Raw genomic sequence first — 18,938 nt, 5'->3', positions numbered from 1 at the left:
GATCGGCGCGGGTGCGCTCGCCGCGGCGGTGGCGACCGCACTGGTGATCGGGCCTTTGCTCTTCTTCGTCTGCCTGACGATGTTCCGCTTGGCAGGGTCGCCGGAGAACAACACCGGACCGACGGTGGTCGACGACGCTTCGGCGATGATCAAGACCTGTGATCGCCGAGGTCCCGTTTCCTCTGAAGGCTTCGGCTACTTCTGGGAGTGTGATGCCGAGGTCACGGTGAACGGCCACTCGATCGGTGTCGTCAAGTTCGACCCCGACGAACTGACACCGGTCGATGGGACGAATGTGGTCGGCGTTCAGCGAAATGGCGAACACTGGCAACGCGACGTCGCACATCCCTATCGCCTGCTGCATGTGGCCGGGCTCGTGATCCTGGTGGTCGACTTCCTCGCGGTACTGGCTGCCTTGATTCCGCTGCTCGTCTCCGTCTTGTGGGTGTTCGCCCGGCTCCGGCGTCGAAAAGCACCCGAAACCGTTGCCTCGCGGGAGGAGGCGCAGCAGGTCAGCATCCGGCTCAAGGCTCCTCCGAAGCCGAAGCGCCGCTCGCCCACCGGAGCCACCGTGCTGGGCTTCAGCGGCCTTTTCTCACTGTTGATCGGCGTGTGGATGTTCTACGTCCACAGCCGCCTGAGCGGCGATCTTTGGGGATTCGCCGCGGCCCTCTCGATCGTGCTGCTCGGAATCGGATTCATAGCCGCTGCGGCTTGGTGGGCTTTCGCGCCGGACAAGCCCGGCGATGTAAGGACGATCGAACTCACGGAAGCGGGGATCAGGCAGTAGGACGGTTCGTCGGAAGCGTTGATGTTGCCGTGGGAGGACCTGCGTTCTGTCGTGTTCGACGAACGCGCGAGCCCTGGACGGATCAGCGTCCACTTGGCCTTGGCCGACGAGGCGTCAAGGGAGAACCTTCTCGAGGAGTACAGACGGCCCTCGAAACACGGTGTCCTCCTGACTCCGGAAATCGCGATGGAGGAGGCGGAGTCGGCGTCGGAAGCGATCGAAGGTTTTCGCCCTGGCTTGGTGCATTGGCGCTCGCGCGAACTTTCGCGCAGTGGTTTCGGCCCCGGCAGGAGCCCCGAGCCCCGTCTGGTGAGGTGGAAAGACGGGCGATCCGTCTCGCAGAGTGTGGACGTGGAAGCCTCGCGAGCGGACGAGCCGGTCAAGATCCGGTCAGGCCGGATGCCCGGAGCGAGAATCCTCGGTTTCGCCGGGCTCTACGCTCTGATCGTCTTGCTGTTCGTTCTACGGCAATCCGCTGATTCCGCGCCCGTCTGGCTGTCGCCTGTAGTCGTGCTCGCGACTGTGGCCTGGGGCGTCGTTCTTCACAAGACTCGATTCCGGGGAACGCCCGGTTATCTCGAGGTGGACGAAGATTCTCTGACCTGGTTCGAGCGCGACACGCCCCCAAGGCATGTCGTACCGCGTGAGATTCCACCGGTCGATGTGCTTCTCTCGAACCTCCAGCAGATCCAGTTCGAGCGTGTTCCGTCGGAACACGGCCGGAGGTACGTCAGGGTTTCGGTACGGACCGATGGCGTCCGGTCGGTTCTCGCGGAGAAGATCACGACAGCCGCCGCAGCGCGGCTGAAAGAGACGCTGAAAGCAAGATCCGCCTTCGCGGGCGACGTGGTGCTCGATCGACCAGGGCGAACAGCAGCCTGAAGCCGGGGCGCCGCCGGCGCCGATCACTCGGGGGGCTACGTGATCGACGCCGGCGACCCGATGCCCTCTTCCCGGCACAGGCCGGGATCGGGGCAACGTCACCGCTTGAAGCGGCAACGCATCTCAAGAGCGGGCGTGATCGCCGAAGTGACGCCCGGGGGAAGGTTATCCCCCGAAAGAGTGACGGCGTTCCGCTGCTCGCCTGATTGTCGCACCATCCGCCGAGAAAGTTACAAAGTTCTTCACATCTTCGCCCGGAGAAGGGGCATGACCGGACAACTGCTGGTCATGGCATCGTTTCCGCCATGACTTCTCAGGTGCTGGTCATCGGGTCCGCCAATGCCGATCTCGTCGTCCCGGTCGACCGGCGGCCGGGTGGTGGCGAAACCGTACTGGGTGGCGACACGGTCTTGTCGCCGGGTGGCAAAGGCGCCAACACCGCGGTCGCCGCGGCCAGGCTCGGCGCCGACGTCGCGTTGCTCGGGGCGGTCGGCGACGACCCGTACGGCGAGCTGCTCAAGCGGTCGCTGGCCGAGTCCGGGGTGAACACGAGCTCGCTGCGCACGAGCGAGCGTCCGACGGGGATCGCGTACATCACGGTCACGCCCGACGGAGAGAACTCGATCCTCGTCTCCCCCGGCGCGAATTCCAGCCTGCGGCCCGAGGACGTCGACCTCGACGGTGCGGAGGTCGTGGTGTTGTCGCTGGAGATCCCGCTCGAAACCGTCGAGCACGCCGTTGCGCAGGCCGTAGAACACCAAGTGAAGACCCTGCTGAACCTGTCGCCGGCGGCCGAGCTCTCCGCGAAGACGCTCCAGGGGCTCGATGTGCTGTTGGTCAATGAGCACGAGGCCGCCTTCCTGCTCGGTGGCGAGGCGGACTTCCCCAAGCTGCTCGACCTCGGTCCGAAGGCCGCGGTCGTGACGCTCGGCGCGAAGGGGGCGGCGGTGGTGACCGCGGACGGGGTGACGGAGGTGCCGTCGCCGAAGGTCGAGGCCGTCGACACGACGGGTGCCGGTGACGCCTTCGCCGGAGCGCTCGCCACCTCGCTCGCGAAGGGCGACGAGCTGGCCGACGCGGCGCGCAAGGCGGTGAAGGTGGCGGCGATCACCGTGACCCGCCAGGGTGCTCAGCCTTCGTATCCGACGGCGTCCGAACTGGAATGATGTCCCCTTCTGTGTTCTGCTGGTGGCTATGAGCCAGGTCACGCCGCCTATGAGATATGGTCTAGACCATGCCGTCTGAGTCACTGTCCGGGGTCGCCGTCAGTCCCGGCCGCGCGAGCGGTCCTGTCGTCCGGGTCGCCGAGCCGCTCGGCGAACCCGCGAGCACGCCGGCGCCGGCCGACTCCGCCGCCGAGGCCGCCCGGATCGCCCCGGCCGCGCATATCGTGGCCGGCAGGCTCGAGAAGCTCGCCGAGACGGCGACTGGCGAGGCCGCGACGATCCTCATCACCACCGCGGCGATGGCGGCCGACCCGGCGCTCGTCTCCTCGGCGGAGCAACTCGTCAAGGACCAGAACCTGCCCGCGCCGCGCGCGGTGCACCAGGCGGCGGGCAAGTTCGCCGACGCGCTCGCGGCCGCGGGCGGCTACATGGCCGAGCGGGCCCGCGACGTCCTCGACGTGCGAGACCGGCTCATCGCCGAACTGCTCGACATCGCGCCGCCCGGCGTTCCCGACCTCGACTCGCCGAGCGTGCTCGTCGCCCGCGACCTCGCGCCCGCCGACACCGCGGGCCTCGACCCGGACAAGGTGCTCGCGCTCGTCACCGAAGAGGGTGGCCCCACCAGCCACACCGCGATCCTCGCCCGCGCGCTCGGCATTCCCGCCGTCGTCGCGGTCCGCGGCGTCCTCGCGCTCGACGCGCAAGCGCTTGCGGTGGACGGTGACACCGGGGTCGTCGAGGTCGCGGACCCGGACGCCGAGGTCATCACGGCCGCCAAGACCGGCGCGATCGAGTGGGACGGCACCGGCGCGACCTCCGACGGCCACCGGGTGAAGGTGCTCGGCAACGTCGGTTCCGCCACCGATGCCCAGGCCGCGGCCGAGGCGGGCGCGGAAGGCGTCGGCCTCTTCCGCACCGAGTTCTGCTATCTCGACGCGTCCGCCGAGCCGAGCGTCGAAGAGCAGCGCAAGGCCTACACCGCCGTGCTCACGCCGTTCCGCGGCAAGCCGGTCGTCGTCCGCACTCTCGACGCGGGCGCCGACAAGCCGCTCGCGTTCCTGGAGCCCGAGGACGAGCCCAACCCGGCGCTCGGCGTACGCGGCCTTCGCGTCGCTTTCGACCGGCCCCAGATCCTCGATCGCCAGCTCGAGGCCATCGCGGGTGCCGCGCAGGACTCCGGCGCCGAGGTTTCGGTGATGGCCCCGATGGTCGCCACCGCCGACGAGGCCGCCTGGTTCGCCGAGCGCGCCCGCGCCGCCGGAATCGCCCGCGTGGGCGTGATGATCGAGATCCCGGCCGCCGCGCTGGCCGCCCGCGAGATCCTCGACGCGGTCGACTTCGTCTCCGTCGGCACCAACGACCTCGCGCAGTACACCTTCGCCGCGGATCGCCAGCTCGGCGCGGTCGCCAAGCTCAACGACCCGTGGCAGCCCGGGCTGCTGCGCCTGCTGAAGGTCATCGGCCAGGCCGCGAAGGACACCGGCAAGCCCGCCGGTGTCTGTGGTGAGGCCGCCGCCGACCCGAGGCTCGCGCTGGTGCTGGCCGGGCTCGGCCTCACCAGTCTGTCGATGAACGCGCCGGCCGTGCGCGCGGTCGGCGCGAGCTTGGCGGCGACGACGCTGGCCGAATGCGAGGCACTGGCCGAGGCCGTCTTGGCCACCGCGGACCCGGTCGCCGCGAGGCAGGCCGCCGCCAAGCGGTAGCAAAGGTCCCCCGCTCCCCGAACAAAGATCCGGGGGCATGTCGAAATCCGGTCCACCACTTCGACGCCTAGGTGAAAGACACCGAAGCGACGAAAGGACCGGACCATGACGACCACCATGACCCCGACGCGGGCTGGACGCCGGGAATGGGTCGGGCTGGCCGTGCTGGCCCTCCCGACCTTCCTGGTCTCTCTCGACGTCTTCGTGCTGATCCTCGCGCTGCCGAAGCTCAGCCAGAGCCTCGGCGCCGACAGCACCCAGCAGCTGTGGATCATGGACGTCTACGGCTTCATGATCGCCGGGTTCATGGTCACCATGGGCACCCTCGGCGACCGCATCGGACGCCGGAAACTGCTGCTCATCGGTGCCACGGCGTTCGGGCTGGCCTCCGTGCTCGCCGCGTTCTCGACGAGCGCGCTGATGCTCATCGCCGCCCGCGCGCTGCTCGGGATCGCCGGTGCGACGCTGGCACCGTCGACGCTCGCCCTGATCAGCAACCTGTTCACCGACAGCCGCCAGCGTTCCCTCGCGATCGGCATCTGGGCGGGCTGCTTCACCGTCGGCGCGATCGTCGGGCCGATGGTCGGCGGCGTGCTGCTGGAGCACTTCTGGTGGGGTTCGGTGTTCCTGCTCGGCGTCCCGGCGATGGTCCTGCTGCTCGTGGTCGGTCCGAAGCTGCTGCCCGAGTACCGCAACGAGAACGCGGGCCGCCTCGACCTCGCGAGCGTCGCGCTTTCGCTGGTCACGATCCTGCCCGCGGTCTACGGCATCAAGGAACTCGCCCGCGAGGGTGTGCACACGGTCCCGGTGGCCTCGCTCCTGATCGGTCTCGGCTTCGGCGTGGTGTTCGCGCGGCGCCAGCGAATCCTCCAGGACCCGCTGATCGACCTGACGCTGTTCCGCGGCCGTGCGTTCTCGACGGCGTTGGGCGGGATGTGCGCGTTCTCCATGCTGGGCGGCACGACCATGCTCTTCGTCGCGCAGTTCTTCCAGATCGTGCTGGAGCTTTCGCCGGTCGGTGCCGCGCTGGCATTGCTGCCGGGCATGCTCGCCTCGACCGTCAGCTTCCTCGGCGCGCCGATCCTGGCCCGCCGCATCCGCCCCGCGACGCTGATCGCCACCGGCCTGGCCGGTGCGATCGCCGGATTCCTGCTGCTGACGCAGGTCGAGGCGGGCGCCGGTCCGGTGCTCCCGTCGATCGCCTTCGCCATCACCTGCCTGTGCGGCGGCCCGCTGATCACCCTGGGCACGGATCTGGTCGTCGGGTCCGTGCCGCCGGAGAAGGCCGGTTCGGCGGCCTCGCTCTCACAGACCGGCAACGAATTCGGCTACGCGCTGGGTATCGCGACCGTCGGGACGCTGGGCAACGCCGTCACCCAGTCTCGGCTCGCCGACGCGGTCCCCGCGCACGACGCGTTCGCCAGCGGGATGCACGCGGTGTCCGGGCTGGCCGCGCTGGTGCTGGCGGCCGTCGCGTACTTCGTGCTCCGGCACCTGCGCCACATCTAGCCGAAGAAACCCCGCCGCGGGTACTTGATGATCAGCGACCCCCCGTGCACGCGCCCGGTGATGACGAACCGGGGCGTGCCGGGGCGGCCGTTCGATCGCGTCCGATCGTCGAGGTTGCCGAACTTGATGTCGGTGATCGAGTTGGTGTCGACGGCGCCATTCTCGGGGATGGTGATCTCCACCGGACCCCATTTGGCCTGCAGCTCGATATGCACCACCGGGTACCGGATCTCGGCCTGGGAGAAGTCCAGTTTCGTGGCGCCGTACTTGTTCCGGATCACCATCGACTCGGGGACCAGCCAGTTCCCGTTGCGCTGCAACGCCGAGTACTTGCCGTTGAGCTCCATGACCTGCCCGGACGCCTGCGCGTACGCGTGCTGAGCGGGCGGCGCCCACGGGTTCTGCTGCTGCCGCGGCACCATCCCCGCCTCGGGGTGCACCAGGCCGGGCAGATCCGTGAGCACCGCGTTCAGCTCACCGCGGGTCTTCGAGGCGAGGGCGCGGTCGGTCCGCTCGGTGAACTCGTCGAGGTTCAGCATCCCGAGGCCGATCGCCTTCTGGAGCACCTCGACGACGTGTTCGCGCTCCGCGTCGGAGACCCGGATGTCCCGCCCGGTCAACGGCTTGGTCTCGGTCGTCGACTGCTCTTCCTCGCCCATGCCAGGAATGGTAGAACCGATTCTCACGCGCGAGATCGGGGAAATACCCTGAACAGACCCGCATTTCTTCCCTGTGCCGCCCTGGTGGCGGCCGTCCTCCTGCTGGCCGGATGCGCCCTGGAGGAAAGACCTCCGACCTTCCCGCCACCACCGACGACCCCGCCACCGTCGAAACTCGAAGGCGTTCCGGTGGACTACACCGGTTTCCGGCTCGTCATGCCGACGTCGCCGCCGTCGGTGCTCGATCCCGCCACCGGCGCCACCACCCCGCTTCCCGGCGCACCGGGCGGAGACCGGGTCAACGACGTCCTCCGCGTCGGCAAGTTCCCGGTCGTGCTGTCGGCCGCCCGCTGCGGGCCGTCGTGCCTGGAGCCGTCCGAAGTGCTCGTCTACGGCGATCCCCAGAACCAGCCGTGGAAGCTGGGCAAGGCCCGCAGTGTCGCCCCTTCGGCTGACGAAACCGGCGTCTGGCTGATCCGCGACGACGGCAACGACCTCTGCCGTCTCCAGTACGTCTCCCTGCTCGGCGTGGAGCGGGACCGCGGTCGTCCGGCGAGCTGCACGACAGCCGTGCGCCAAGAGGTGCCGAAGGGGCTGCTGATCACGGTGAACAGCGGGACGGCGAGCGCCGAGGACGTGCTGATCGACCCCGCCACCGGCCGCGCCGTGCACCAGTTCCCCCGGGTGCTGGCGATCACCAAGGAGCGGATGCTCCTCGCCGAACTGACCGAGTTCTCCGTGCTCGACCTGCGCAACGACCAGCGCACTTCGGTCCGGTGGCCGGTGGCCAACGGCAAACCGGGCCAGGTGGTGCCGAGCCGCGATGGCTACAAGGTCGCCGTGCTGTTCGGCGACCCCGCCTGGGCGGGGACGGCGACGCAGACGGCCGACGTCTGGGTGCTTGCCCTCGACACGCTGACCTGGACACACGCGCCCGCGATGCCGATCGCGACCGAGCTCAAACGGGTCGCGATCGAGTGGACCGAGACCGGCGACCTGGTGATCGCGGCCGACGTCGTCGCGAACTGGCGCCTCGACCGGCCACAGTGGACGGTCGTCGAGACCCCGCTGCCCGCCGAGCGGAACCAGCGGGTGGTGGCGATCGGCCAGGGCTGACTACTCCTCGTCCAGCCCGTGCTCGATGGCGTACCTGGCCAGCTCGACGCGGTTGTGCAGCTGGAGTTTCCGCAGCGTCGACTGGACGTGGTTCTCCACCGTCCGATGCGACAGCACGAGCTTCTCGGCGATCTGCCGCGCCGTCATCCCCTTCGCGACCAGGCGCAGGACGTCGGTCTCGCGTTCGGTCAGCCGCGGCGGGGCGGGCCCGTCGTCCGGCGCGTCGGCCATGCGGCGGTACTCGCCGAGCACGAGGCCGGCGAGCCCGGCGGTGAACACCGGGTCACCCGCGGCGGTCCGCTTGACCGCGTCCACCAGTTCGCTCGCCGAAGCCGATTTCACCAGGTAGCCGGACGCCCCGGCCTTGACCGCTTCGAGGACGTCGCTGTGCTCGCCGCTCGCGGACAGCACCAGCACCTTGGTCGACGGCAGTTCCGAGGTGATCTCGCGGGTGGCGTCGACCCCCGAGGTCTCGCCGAGGTTGAGGTCCATCAGCACGACGTCGGGCCGGACCGTACGCGCGATCCGCACCGCGGCGGGCGCGTCCGGCGCGGTGGCCCGCACGTCGAAACCGTGCTCGGCCAGGTCGCGCGCGACCCCGTCCCGCCACATCGGATGATCGTCGACCACCATCACCGAGACCCGAGCCTCACCGGTCATCGCTTTCCCCTCGCCGCGACTGGAACCTTGACTTCCCATTCCGTGCCCTGGCCGGGCGCGGTGTCCAGGGCGGCACTTCCGCCCAGATCCCGCACGCGTCCCTTGATGGACTCCGCGATACCTAGATGTCCCTCGGCCGCCGCGCGTTCCAAAACGCCGGGCGCGATTCCCGGCCCGTCGTCGCGGACGCTGACGACGACCTCGGTGCCGAGGTCCTCCAGCAGCACCCAGGCGTGCGCATCTTCGCCCGCGTGCTTCTCGACGTTCGACAGCGCCTCGCGCGCCACGGCCACCAGCTCCGAGGTCACGTGCTCGGGCAGCTGGACCTCGCCCGCGGGCGTCGAGACCTGCACCGACGGCGTCGCGAGCAGCTGCAGTGCGGCACGGAGGTCGGTGGTCCCGTTCTCGCTCGGATGCGTCGGCTCGGTGGTGACCAGCGCGCGCAGCGCGATCTCCTGCTCACCGGCCAGTTTTGCCAGCTCGGCGGCCTCCCCGCCGAATTCGGCGCCGCGTTTGCGCACCCGCGCGAGCACCTGGAGGACGCTGTCGTGGATCGAGCGGGCGAGCCGCTCCCGCTCGGCCGTCGCGGCTTCCATGCGCAACGCCCTGGTCAGCGCGTCGGCCGATCGGCGGGCCATGGTCGCGGCGAGACCGATCACGAACCCGCTCGCGGTCAGCAGGAAGCCGTCCCGCGCGACGTCGACGTCGAACCGCCAGCGCACCAGCCCGGTGACCACCGAGACCACCAGCCCGGCGAGCACCCCGCCGACCGCGCCGAACCGGGTGCCGGCGGCCGCGGGCGGGACCGCCGCCCACACCGTCGTGATGAGCGGGACGTTGGCGTCGAACTGCGCGGTGGTCAGGATCCACGCCGACGTGAACATGAGGGCGACGGTGAGCAGGAGATCGACGCCGACCAGCCACGGCCAGCGGCTCGACGGCCGCGCGTAGAACACGCTGCTGACGATCGTCCACACCGTCATCAGGCCGAACGACGTCCACGCCAGCCACTTGTTCGCGTAGCCGTCGTAATGGACGACGAACGAGCCGAGCGCGAAGAGCAGCGTCGTCACGCGGAGCACGATCACGCCGCGCCACAGCGGAGTGGCCGGGTCCCGCGTGCCGAGCGCCGAGACCGCACGCCAGAGCGGGGTCTCGGTCATGACTTGGCTTCGGACTCTTCCCCGGCGTCGTTCGGTTGCGCCGCCTGATCCCGCAGGACGTCGATCTCCTCCGGATCGGGATCGTGTTCGTGCAGCAGCGAGCGGATCCCCGCGTTGAGCACCGCGAGCAGCGGCACCGAGAGCAGCGCGCCGGCGATCCCGGCGGCGACGAGACCGGCGGTGATCGCGAGCACCACGGCCAGCGGGTGCAGCTTCACCGCGCGGCCGAGCAGGATCGGCTGCAGCACGTGGCTTTCCAGCTGCATGACGCCGATGACGATGGCCAGCACGATCAGCGCGCCGACGATGCCCTTCGTCACCAGCGCGATCAGCACCGCGACCGCACCGGCGATCACGGCGCCGATGATCGGGATGAAGGCGCCGAGGAACACCAGCGTCGCCAACGGGATCACCAGCGGCACGCCGACGATCGCCAGCCCGATGCCGATGCCGACCGCGTCGACCACGGCCACCGCCGCCGTCGCGCGCACGTAGCTGACCAGCGACGCGAAGCCGCGCCGCCCGGCGACGTCGACCCGGTTCCGCACGCGGCCCGGCACCCCGCGGACCAGGAACTTCCAGATCTGGTCGCCGCCGGAGAGGAAGAAGATGAGGATGAACAGCGTCAGGATGAAGCCGGTGACGATCTCGCCGACCGTGCCCGCGGTGGTGAGCGCGGTCGTGGTGATCGACGCCTGGTTGTTCTGCAGGAAGCTGATCGCCTGGTTGATGAACTCCTGGATCTGCTCCTGGCGCAGGTGCAGCGGCCCGTCGATGAGCCAGACCTTGATCTGGTTGAGGCTCTCCGTCAGCTGTTTCTGCAGTTCGGGCAGGCCGGAGGAGAACTGCGCGACGACGAACGTCAGCAGCCCGCCGAGGACCGCGAGCCCGGCGATCAGCACTATCCCGGCCGCGAGCCCGCGCGGGAATCTCAGCGCCGTCAGCTTGGAGACCGCCGGCGCGAGCAGCGCGGCGAGCAGCAGCGCGATCGACAACGGGATCACGACCACCGACAGATAGCCGATGAGGAACACGATGACGTAGAGCGCGGCGATCACCACGATGAAACGCCACGACAACGCCGCGCCGATCCGCAGGCCGCGGGGCACCAGGTTGGTGACGTCTTCGGTGGACTCGGAGAGGAACGGGTTCGCCGGGTCGAATTCCGGCTGTTTGCGCTGGGGCTCGCTCACGCGCTCACCGTATCGGTCCGAGGCGACGTTTCCTGAACTTTCCGGGCGACGCGCACGGGTCGGATTCGCCCGATGCGACGCTTGACACATCGGCATCCGATCGACTCCGGAGTAACCGGGCCCCGCCAGCCCTGATCACCGATCGTGATTTCGGGTTACACCGTGTGTTCTTCACACGATCGTGCCATCAAGGTGGTTCAAAGTCGCGCGGGCCTTCCGCACTTTGCTTACCTCGGTCCCGCAACCACGAACCGATGCGACAGGAGACCGAGTGACGAACGCGGCGAAGAACGAGGGGCGGGGCGCGACGCGCTTCGGCCGTCTCGCTTCGCGTGCGCTGTTCGTGCTCGGCGGCGCCGTCGCCGGTTCCGCCGCCGCGTGGGCTGTTTCCGGCGCTTCCGCTTCCGCGGACATCGCCCCGGTGGTCTCCGCTCCCGAAACCAGCGTCACCCCGGTCACCGACGCCACCGCGGCCGGACTGACCGACGTCTCCCACGGCGCTTCGAAGTTCGCGGGTGACGTCGCCGGTGCGATGTGCGGCGAAAGCCAGCAGGACGCCACCACGTGGTCGATGCCCGGCGAGAACGAGTCCGGTGCCAAGAAGCACCACTGCGGCGACCTCCGCGCCGACCGTCACGAGGTCTCGACGCGCGTCAGCGACGCGGTCACCGACTTCGCGGACAACTCGGTGGTCACCCCGGTCAAGCGCACCCTCGGCGCCGTCGAGCACATCGTGCGCAAGCCGCAGGACACCCGCCAGGTGCTGGACGAGACCATCGCCCCGTCGCCCGACTTCGGCCGCAAGGTCTGGGATCTCCTCGACCCGAACGGACACGGCGACCTCGTCCCGGAGCTCCCGGTCGGCGAAACCCCGGTGAACCCCGGGTCGCCGCTGGACACCGTCGGCGCCGGCGAGCAGGTCACCGACTTCGCGCAGCTGGCGACCACCCAGTTCCCCGCTTCCTTCGAGACCGTCCTCCCGATGCCGGCCCTCGTGCAGCAGCACGGCGCCTTCGATCAGGTCGAGGACGCTCCGGCGCGTGACGGTCACCGTGGTGACCTCCCGCGTCCGATCACCCCGGCGCCGCTTCCCGCCGCGCCTTCCTTCCCGACTGTCCCCGGCGGCTCCGCCCCCGGTGGTCACCTCGACGGCCTGACCCACGGCGTTCCCGCCTGGGTCGCCGCCGCCGTCGAGCGTTCCCTGACCGGCTACGCGCTGGCAGGCACGCGGTACATGCCGCTCACCCCGGGCTCGCAGCCCGGCGTCACTCCCGACTGAACACCTCCCTCCGCGGGGTAGCCGACGCGCCTCACGCCTCCCGATCCCGGGCTTGGCTTCGCGTCCGCTCCTGATCCCCGCGAAACGGCGGTGCGCTTTTGTGCGCCCGCATTCGCTCCACCCCCTCTGGTGCCTCTCGAACGGCACCTCCTCAGACCCGAAAGGGAACCCGAAATGAAGGAGAAAAACCCCATGCAATCCTGGGCAAAGCGCGGACTCCAGACCGCGTTGGTCACGGGTGGGTTGTTGATGCTGGGCACCGGCATCGCCTCGGCTGACGAACAGGTCAACCCCGACACCCCGGCCTCCCCGCTCGACGCGAACGTCACCGTTCCCATCGAGATCGACAACAACGCCGTTGGCACGCCCCTCGGCCAGGCCGACCTCCCCGGCTACAAGGGCGAGGTCAGCACCAAGGCCGTCACCAAGCCCGTTTCGGACGCGCTGGACTCGGCTTCCTCGCCGGGCAGCGGCACCGACGGCATCGGCGGAGGCCTCCCGTCCCTTCCGACCACCGGCGCCGTCCCCGCGCCGCTGGCCGCCAAGGACTCGGCCCGTCAGGTCAGCGGTGGGCTGACCGAGGGTGGCTTCACCACCACGGACGACATCCTCAAGGGCAACAAGGTCGTCGGTGACGTCGTCGTCCCGATCCAGATCGTCGACAACGCCATCGGCGTGATCGGCGACGCCGAGGTCGAGGGTGGCACCCACGACCAGACCTGGGCGCACAACCAGGACATCGAGACCACCGGTGAGGACTCCAGCCTCGCCGGGAACGTCGTGTCCCTCGACTGGGCGCTGCCCGTGCAGATCGCCGGCAACGCCGGCGGGCTCGCCGGCGGCACCGGCCGCGTGGTCGGCGGTTCCGCCAGCCAGAGCACCACCGAGACCGGCAACATCACCACCGACGGCGAGGGCTCCGCCCTGTCCGGCAACGTGGTGGCCGGCCAGTTCGCCACCCCGGTCCAGGTCACCGGCAACGCCGCCTCCTGGATCATCGGCAACGCCAACAGCTCCGGCTACGAGGCCGAGACCGAGGCCACCTCCGGCGGCTGGGTCGAGACCGACGGTGACGACTCCGCCCTCGGCGGCAACGTCGGCGCGGTGCCGATCGCCCTCCCGGTGAAGGTCAACGACAACGCGGCCGCCGCGTGGGGTTCGCTCGCGAACTCCAACAGCAGCTCGTCGGCGGACGCCACCGCCGGTGACACCACCCCGGGCTGGGCCGACGTCCCCAGCTACGTGCAGACCTCCGGCGAGGACTCGGCCGTCGCGGGTAACGCGATCGTGCCGCAGACCGCGGACGTCGCGAACGTCGGCGGCGTGGCCGCCAGCTGGATCGGTCTCGCGAACACCGGCACCGAAGGCGGCACCAGCCAGTCGAGCACCGTCGACGCCGGTGGCTTCGTCAGCACCGAGGGTGAAGGCTCCGCCGGTGGCGGCAACATCGTCGACCCGGCCGTGGCCGCTCCCGTCGAGGTGACCTGCATCGCGGGCACCTACATCGGCAGCGCGAACGTCGCGTCGTGCGAGAACACCGTCGACGCGAACGCCGGCAACGGCAGCCACACCACGGGTGACGACTCCACCCTGGCCGGCAACATCGTCAACACCCAGGCCGCGCTGGCCCCCGAGGTGTTCGGCGTCGCCGGCTCGCACATCGGACAGGCGACCGCCGAGGCGTCCGAGACGAAGACCGTGACCGCCGGCGCGTACGACGGCACCACGGGCAACGACTCGTCCGGCTCGGGCAACATCGTCCAGGTCCCGGCCGCGGTTCCGGCCGAGGTCTTCGGCGTGGGCGGCTCGTTCATCGGCCAGAGCACCGCCTCGGCCGAGGAGACCAAGGTCGTCTCCGGCGGCGGCGGTGGGAACACCAACGACGACAACGGCTTCCTCAGCTCCAACCTGGGCACCGTGCCGGTTTCGCTGCCGGTGCAGGCGTTCGGGATCGGTGGCGCGTTCATCGGCCAGGGCCACGGTGGCGCCGACGGTGACACCACCTCCAACGCGGGCGGCGACGTCAACGCGACCGGTGACGGTGGCGCGGGCTCGGGCAACCTGGTCTACGGCCCGGTCTCCCTGCCGGTCCAGGCGCACAACTTCGCCGCCGTGCTCGGCGGCATTGCGTCGGGCGAGGGCACGAACCTCACCGACTCGAACGCGGGCGGCGACGCCACCGCCACCGGTGAAGAAGGCGCCCTGGCGGGCAACATCGTCCAGACGCCGATCGGCGGCGCGGTTCCGCTGACCGGGCACGGCGTCGCCGGTGCGGGCATCGCCGAGGGCGACAGCGTCAGCGACGTCCTGTCGGAGGCCGGCGGCGACGCCACCACCAACGGTGACGAAGGCGCGGTCTCGGGCAACATCATCGGCGTGCAGGCGCTGCCGATCGTGCCGATCACGCACGACGCGGTCGCGGCCGCCGGTATCGCCGACGCCGAAGGCTCCAACACCGTCGACGCCCTTTCGGGTGGCGACGTGGAGACCTCGGGTCTCGACGGATCGCTCTCGGGCAACATCCTCGACATCCCGGCCGCGGTCGACCCCGAGGTGTTCGGCAACGCCGTCGCGGTGGCCGGTGCCGTGTCCGAGACCGAAGCGACCAGCATGATCACCGGCCAGGCCGGTGGCGACAGCATCACCGACGGCAGCGGATCGGCCCTCTCGGGCTTCAACTTCCACCACCCGTTCGTCTTCGTGGTGCCGCTGAACGAGTTCGAGATCCCGGTCCTGGCGATCGCGGACGAGAACTCGGAGGACTTCACCGAGATCAACGGTGAGGAGTTCACCCGCGCCTTCACCGACTCGGTCGGTTCGGAGATGCCGATCAACGCGCTGCCCGCGCTGCCGTTCCCGACCACCCCGGAGCTCGGTGGCGCCCGCGCCGACGGGCCCCAGGTGGCCACCCTGCCCGTGCAGGTGGCCGGTCTGACCGCGCTGAAGCAGCTGACCGCCGTCCCGACGACGCTGCCGAAGTCGGAACTGCCCGAGCTGCCCGGCACCCCGGCCCTGCCCGGTCTCCCGGCCCTGCCGGACACCCCGGGCCTGCCCGGTGACGCCGCTCGTGCGGACGCCCCCAAGGTCGCCCAGCTGCCGGCCCTCCCGGCGCTGACCAAGGGCCTGCCCACCACGGGCAAGCTGCCGGTGCAGCTGCCGACCGCGGGCAACCTGCCCACCGCCGGCAACCTGCCGGTGCAGCTCCCCACGGCCGGTGCCCTGCCGACCGCGGGTGCGCTGCCCACCGCCGGTGCGCTGCCGGTGCAGCTGCCCACCACGGGCACCCTGCCCGCGGTGAACAGCACCCCGGCGATGCCGACCGCGCAGGTCCCGGCTCTGGCGAACGTCGACTCGTCGCCGCTGAGCATGTTCCAGCGTTTCATCGGCACCCTGACCGGCAAGAAGTTCCACACCATGTGAACCTGCCAGTCGGCTAACGCCACTGAATGACCGAAGCGGGCCCGGAGTCACCGACTCCGGGCCCGCTTTGTGTTCGGTTCAGCCCCCAGGGGTGAAAAGCGCGTCCTGGGCGGCGCCCATCGCGGTGAGCACCGCGCCCTCCAGCACCGCGCTCCCGCCGACGGTGCCCGCTCGGACCTCGGTCCGCAGCGGCGAGATCTCCGAGAGCCGCCGGCTCACCCTCGCCGCCAGCGCGTCGCCACCGGCGCGGCCGATCTCCCCGCCCAGCACGAGGAAGCCCGGGTCCAGGACCGCGGTGACCGCGGCGGCACCGATCGCGATCCGCTCCGCGACGATCTCCAGAAACCCTTCGGCGTTCGAGTCGATCGCGTACCCGACAGCCGCCTCGGCCGCTTCGGCGTTGTCGGCCGACGAAGCCGGGATGCCGTGCGCGCGGGCGAGTTCGCAGATCGCGGCGCTTCCCGCGAGGGTGTGGAAGCCGCCGTCGCAGTCGGTCGCCGTCGGCAGCCGTCCGGGGCCCAGCATCGGCAGGAACCCGATCTCCCCCGCGCCGCCCGACGCGCCCCGCCTCAGCGAACCGTCGAGGACGACCGCCGCGCCGACCCCGAAACCGAGCCACAGCAGGACGAACGTGTCCCGGTCGCGGGCGGCGCCGAGCCGCTGTTCGGCGGCGGCCGCGAGGTTGACCTCGTTCTCCAGCAGCACCGGGACACCGAGCCGTCGCCTGAGTTCGTCGACGAGTTTCCCGTGCCACGCGGGCAATCCCCCGGCGTGCCGCAGGCCGCCGGTCGCCGGGTCGACGAGGCCGGGAGCGCCGACGGCGACCGTGTGCAGCTCGGTCGCGCCCGCCTCGGCGGTGGTGGCCTCCAGCAGGGCGATCGCCCGCTCGACGGCCACGTCCGTGTCGACGTCGAGGTCGAACGGCAGCGACGCCTCCGCCCGGGTCCGGCCAAGGAGGTCCGCGACCGAGACGGCCAGGCCGTGGGTGCGGACGTCGAGGCCGGCGAGATACGCGCGGTCGGCGACGATGCCGTACAGCTTCGCGTTCGGGCCGCGGCGTTCCGCGCCCGCTTCGCCGACGATCTCGATCAGCCCGGCGTCTTGCAGGCGTTCGACGAGGTCCGCCACTGTCGGCCGGGAAAGCCCGGTCAACGTCTTGAGCTGGGCGGCCGTCAGCGCGCCTTCGCGGTGAAGGAGGTCGAGGGCGAGGCGATCGTTGATGGCACGCGCCGTGCTCGGGGAGGCGGACGGCATCCGGATGACACTCACCGGCAGATCCTCCCAGAATTAATTATCAGGTTCCCTTCCTGATAGTTTACGCTGACGTCCGTCGAGTCGTCTCATGGACCTTGGGGGCCCAGTGACCAACACAGTGGAAACCGTCGGCGGGCCGACGCGGCGGGTGCGGCAGGCGCGGATCGCCATCGCCGCCGTCTTCGCCGTGCACGGCGCGGTGACCGGCAGTTTCGCCACCCGGATCCCGTGGATCCAGGAACACGCGGGGATCAGCGCGGGCCAGCTCGGCCTCGCGCTCGCCTTCCCCGCCATCGGTGCCTCGCTCACCATGCCGCTCGCCGCGCGGATCGGGCACCGCCTCGGCGGCAGGCTGGGGCTCCGGCTGCTGCTCGCGTACTGGACGCTGGCGCTGATCCTCCCCGCCCTGGCGGGAAACCTCGTCACCCTGTGCCTCGCGCTGTTCGTCATGGGCACCGCGGCGGGTACCTCCGACGTGCTGATGAACGCCCTCGGCGTCGACGTCGAGGAGCGGATGGGCAAGTCGGTCATGTCGGGGCTGCACGGCATGTGGACCACGGGCGCGCTCGTCGGCTCCGCCGCGGGCACGCTCGCCGCGCATGCCGGGATGGACGCCCGGCTCCACTTCGCGATCGCGTCGGCCGTGCTCACCGTCGCCGGCGCGCTCATCTGCCAGGGCGTCTTCGACGTCCGCAGCGCACCGGACGAGAACCCGCCGCCGAGGTTCGCGCTGCCGCCGAAGTCGGCCGTGATCATCGGTGCCGTCGCGTTCTGTGCCGTCTTCGCCGAAGGGGCGAGCCTCGACTGGTCCGCCGTCTACCTGCGTGACGTCCTCGGCACCTCGCCGGGGATCGCGGCCGCGTCGACCACCGCGTTCACCTGCACGATGGCGATCGCCCGCCTCTCGGGCGACGCGCTGGTGCGGCGCTTCGGCTCGGTCAACACCGTCCGCGCGGGCGGCGTCTTCGCGACGTTGGGCGGGCTGCTGGTCGTCTTCGCCGTCCACCCGGTGATGGCGATGGCCGGTTTCGCGCTGATCGGGCTCGGCGTCTCCGTCGTCGTGCCGCTCGCCTTCGCGGCGGCCGGACGCAGCGGGCCGACGCCGAGCCAGTCGATCGCGGGCGTCGCGACCATCACCTATTCGTCGGGTCTCGTGGCGCCGTCGCTGATCGGCGGGATCGCCGACCTGACGTCGCTGACCGTGTCGTTCGCGGTGGTCACGCTGCTGGCGCTCGGCCTGGTGGCGGGAGCCGGCGTTCTTCGATCCCGTTAGCCGAATTGGAGGGAACGCTTGGCGAGGCCGTACCAGTAACCGTCGATGACGGTCTCGCCCTTTCCTTCCGAAGAGCTCGCGCCGAGCGAGACGAACAGCGGCGCGAAGTGTTCGATCCGGGGGTGCGCGATGGCCGCGGCGGGTGCCTTGTGCTGGAAGTCCAGCAACGCGTCGAGGTCACCCTGGCGCAGGGTTTCCGCGCCCCAGTGGTCGAATTCGCTCGACCACGACGGCGGCACTCCGTCGGTGCCGTCGGTCTGGCGCATCGCGCTCAGGTTGTGGGTGAAGAAGCCGCTGCCGATGATCAGCACGCCTTCGTCGCGCAGCGGCGCGAGCTTCCGGCCGAGGTCGAACAGCTCCCGCGGGTCCAGCGACGGCATGGACACCTGCAGCACCGGGATGTCGGCGTCCGGGTACATCTCCACGAGCGGGACGTACGCGCCGTGGTCGAGGCCGCGGTCGGGCGCGTCGTGCACCGGCGTCTGGGACGAGCGCAGGAGTTTCCGCACCTTGTCCGCCAGTTCGGGAGCGCCGGGTGCGGCGTATTCCACCTGGTAGTAGCGATCCGGGAAACCCCAGAAGTCGTAGACCAGCGGCACCGTGGTGGTGGCGCCGAGGGTCAGCGGTGCCTCTTCCCAGTGCGCCGAGACGACGAGGATCGCCTTCGGCTTCCCGAGGTCCGCCGACCAGCCGGCGAGCTGGCGGGTCCAGGTGGCGTCGTCGGCGAGCGGCGGCGCGCCGTGGCTGAGATAGAGCACCGGCGTCATGTCAGCTCCAGGTGTTTGAACTTTCAACTACCAGGATAGACGACGCCACCGGATTCCGCCTTATTCCCCGGCGGGGATACTCGCCTTGTGAACAGCGATGCCGT

At 70.3% G+C, this 18,938-nt stretch carries 15 protein-coding genes; 9 read left to right on the top strand and 6 right to left on the bottom strand.

The genetic code is table 11. From position 1 onward, the window contains the following. The first annotated feature begins 28 nt into the window (after window positions 1-28). The 5 genes from H4W30_RS38670 to H4W30_RS38650 all read left to right on the top strand — a co-directional run bounded on the left by H4W30_RS38670 (window position 29) and on the right by H4W30_RS38650 (window position 6,050). A complete protein-coding gene (locus tag H4W30_RS38670; protein WP_192747275.1) occupies window positions 29-790 on the top strand; it encodes a DUF6346 domain-containing protein in 762 nt (253 codons plus the stop codon). A gap of 51 nt (window positions 791-841) precedes the next feature. Beyond that, the gene (locus H4W30_RS38665) at window positions 842-1,672 is read left to right on the top strand and encodes a hypothetical protein (RefSeq protein WP_192747274.1); all 831 of its coding nucleotides are present in this window, start codon (window positions 842-844) and stop codon (window positions 1,670-1,672) included. Window positions 1,673-1,977: 305 nt separating this feature from the next. Beyond that, complete coding sequence (locus H4W30_RS38660; protein ID WP_192747273.1) at window positions 1,978-2,838, top strand: ribokinase; 861 nt, start codon at window positions 1,978-1,980, stop codon at window positions 2,836-2,838. Between the two features lie 68 nt (window positions 2,839-2,906). Then, window positions 2,907-4,541, top strand: a complete 1,635-nt coding sequence (ptsP, locus tag H4W30_RS38655; protein ID WP_192747272.1) for a phosphoenolpyruvate--protein phosphotransferase — start codon at window positions 2,907-2,909, stop codon at window positions 4,539-4,541. Window positions 4,542-4,646: 105 nt separating this feature from the next. After that, a complete protein-coding gene (locus H4W30_RS38650; protein WP_192747271.1) occupies window positions 4,647-6,050 on the top strand; it encodes an MFS transporter in 1,404 nt (467 codons plus the stop codon). On the opposite strand, the gene H4W30_RS38645 is transcribed toward H4W30_RS38650, so the two are convergent. Then, complete coding sequence (locus tag H4W30_RS38645) at window positions 6,047-6,709, bottom strand: DUF1707 SHOCT-like domain-containing protein (protein WP_192747270.1); 663 nt, start codon at window positions 6,707-6,709, stop codon at window positions 6,047-6,049. The two genes, H4W30_RS38650 and H4W30_RS38645, sit on opposite strands and share 4 nt — an antisense overlap. A gap of 84 nt (window positions 6,710-6,793) precedes the next feature. Between H4W30_RS38645 and H4W30_RS38640 the strand changes: the two genes are divergently transcribed. Then, window positions 6,794-7,825 (top strand): hypothetical protein, encoded by a 1,032-nt coding sequence (locus tag H4W30_RS38640; protein WP_192747269.1) that lies wholly within the window; start codon window positions 6,794-6,796, stop codon window positions 7,823-7,825. On the opposite strand, the gene H4W30_RS38635 is transcribed toward H4W30_RS38640, so the two are convergent. From H4W30_RS38635 to H4W30_RS38625, 3 genes are read right to left on the bottom strand one after another with little or no spacing between them, the layout of a single operon-like run. Beyond that, a complete protein-coding gene (locus H4W30_RS38635; RefSeq protein WP_126734717.1) occupies window positions 7,826-8,485 on the bottom strand; it encodes a response regulator in 660 nt (219 codons plus the stop codon). Further along, the gene (macS, locus tag H4W30_RS38630; protein WP_192747268.1) at window positions 8,482-9,648 is read right to left on the bottom strand and encodes a MacS family sensor histidine kinase; all 1,167 of its coding nucleotides are present in this window, start codon (window positions 9,646-9,648) and stop codon (window positions 8,482-8,484) included. The genes H4W30_RS38635 and macS overlap by 4 nt, the downstream gene beginning before the upstream one ends. Next, on the bottom strand, window positions 9,645-10,841 hold the full coding sequence (locus H4W30_RS38625; RefSeq protein WP_192747267.1) for an AI-2E family transporter: 1,197 nt from the start codon (window positions 10,839-10,841) through the stop codon (window positions 9,645-9,647). Before H4W30_RS38625 ends, macS begins: the two co-directional genes overlap by 4 nt. A 271-nt stretch (window positions 10,842-11,112) precedes the next feature. Between H4W30_RS38625 and H4W30_RS38620 the strand changes: the two genes are divergently transcribed. Continuing rightward, on the top strand, window positions 11,113-12,120 hold the full coding sequence (locus H4W30_RS38620) for a hypothetical protein (protein WP_192747266.1): 1,008 nt from the start codon (window positions 11,113-11,115) through the stop codon (window positions 12,118-12,120). Window positions 12,121-12,312: 192 nt separating this feature from the next. Then, window positions 12,313-15,540: a beta strand repeat-containing protein gene (locus tag H4W30_RS38615; RefSeq protein WP_192747265.1), complete on the top strand. Its 3,228-nt coding sequence runs from the start codon at window positions 12,313-12,315 to the stop codon at window positions 15,538-15,540. A 78-nt stretch (window positions 15,541-15,618) separates the two neighbouring features. Here H4W30_RS38615 and H4W30_RS38610 read toward each other — a convergent pair whose 3' ends face one another. Next, a complete protein-coding gene (locus H4W30_RS38610; protein WP_318780753.1) occupies window positions 15,619-16,809 on the bottom strand; it encodes an ROK family transcriptional regulator in 1,191 nt (396 codons plus the stop codon). 91 nt (window positions 16,810-16,900) lie between these two features. Between H4W30_RS38610 and H4W30_RS38605 the strand changes: the two genes are divergently transcribed. Further along, the gene (locus H4W30_RS38605) at window positions 16,901-18,067 is read left to right on the top strand and encodes an MFS transporter (RefSeq protein WP_318780752.1); all 1,167 of its coding nucleotides are present in this window, start codon (window positions 16,901-16,903) and stop codon (window positions 18,065-18,067) included. Here H4W30_RS38605 and H4W30_RS38600 read toward each other — a convergent pair. Beyond that, window positions 18,064-18,834: a dioxygenase family protein gene (locus H4W30_RS38600; protein ID WP_192747263.1), complete on the bottom strand. Its 771-nt coding sequence runs from the start codon at window positions 18,832-18,834 to the stop codon at window positions 18,064-18,066. The two genes, H4W30_RS38605 and H4W30_RS38600, sit on opposite strands and share 4 nt — an antisense overlap. Window positions 18,835-18,938: the final 104 nt, after the last annotated feature.

The organism is Amycolatopsis roodepoortensis (genome assembly GCF_014873915.1).
Taxonomy (GTDB): Bacteria; Actinomycetota; Actinomycetes; order Mycobacteriales; family Pseudonocardiaceae; genus Amycolatopsis; species Amycolatopsis roodepoortensis.
This window is presented reverse-complemented; position numbering and strand designations above follow the sequence as displayed.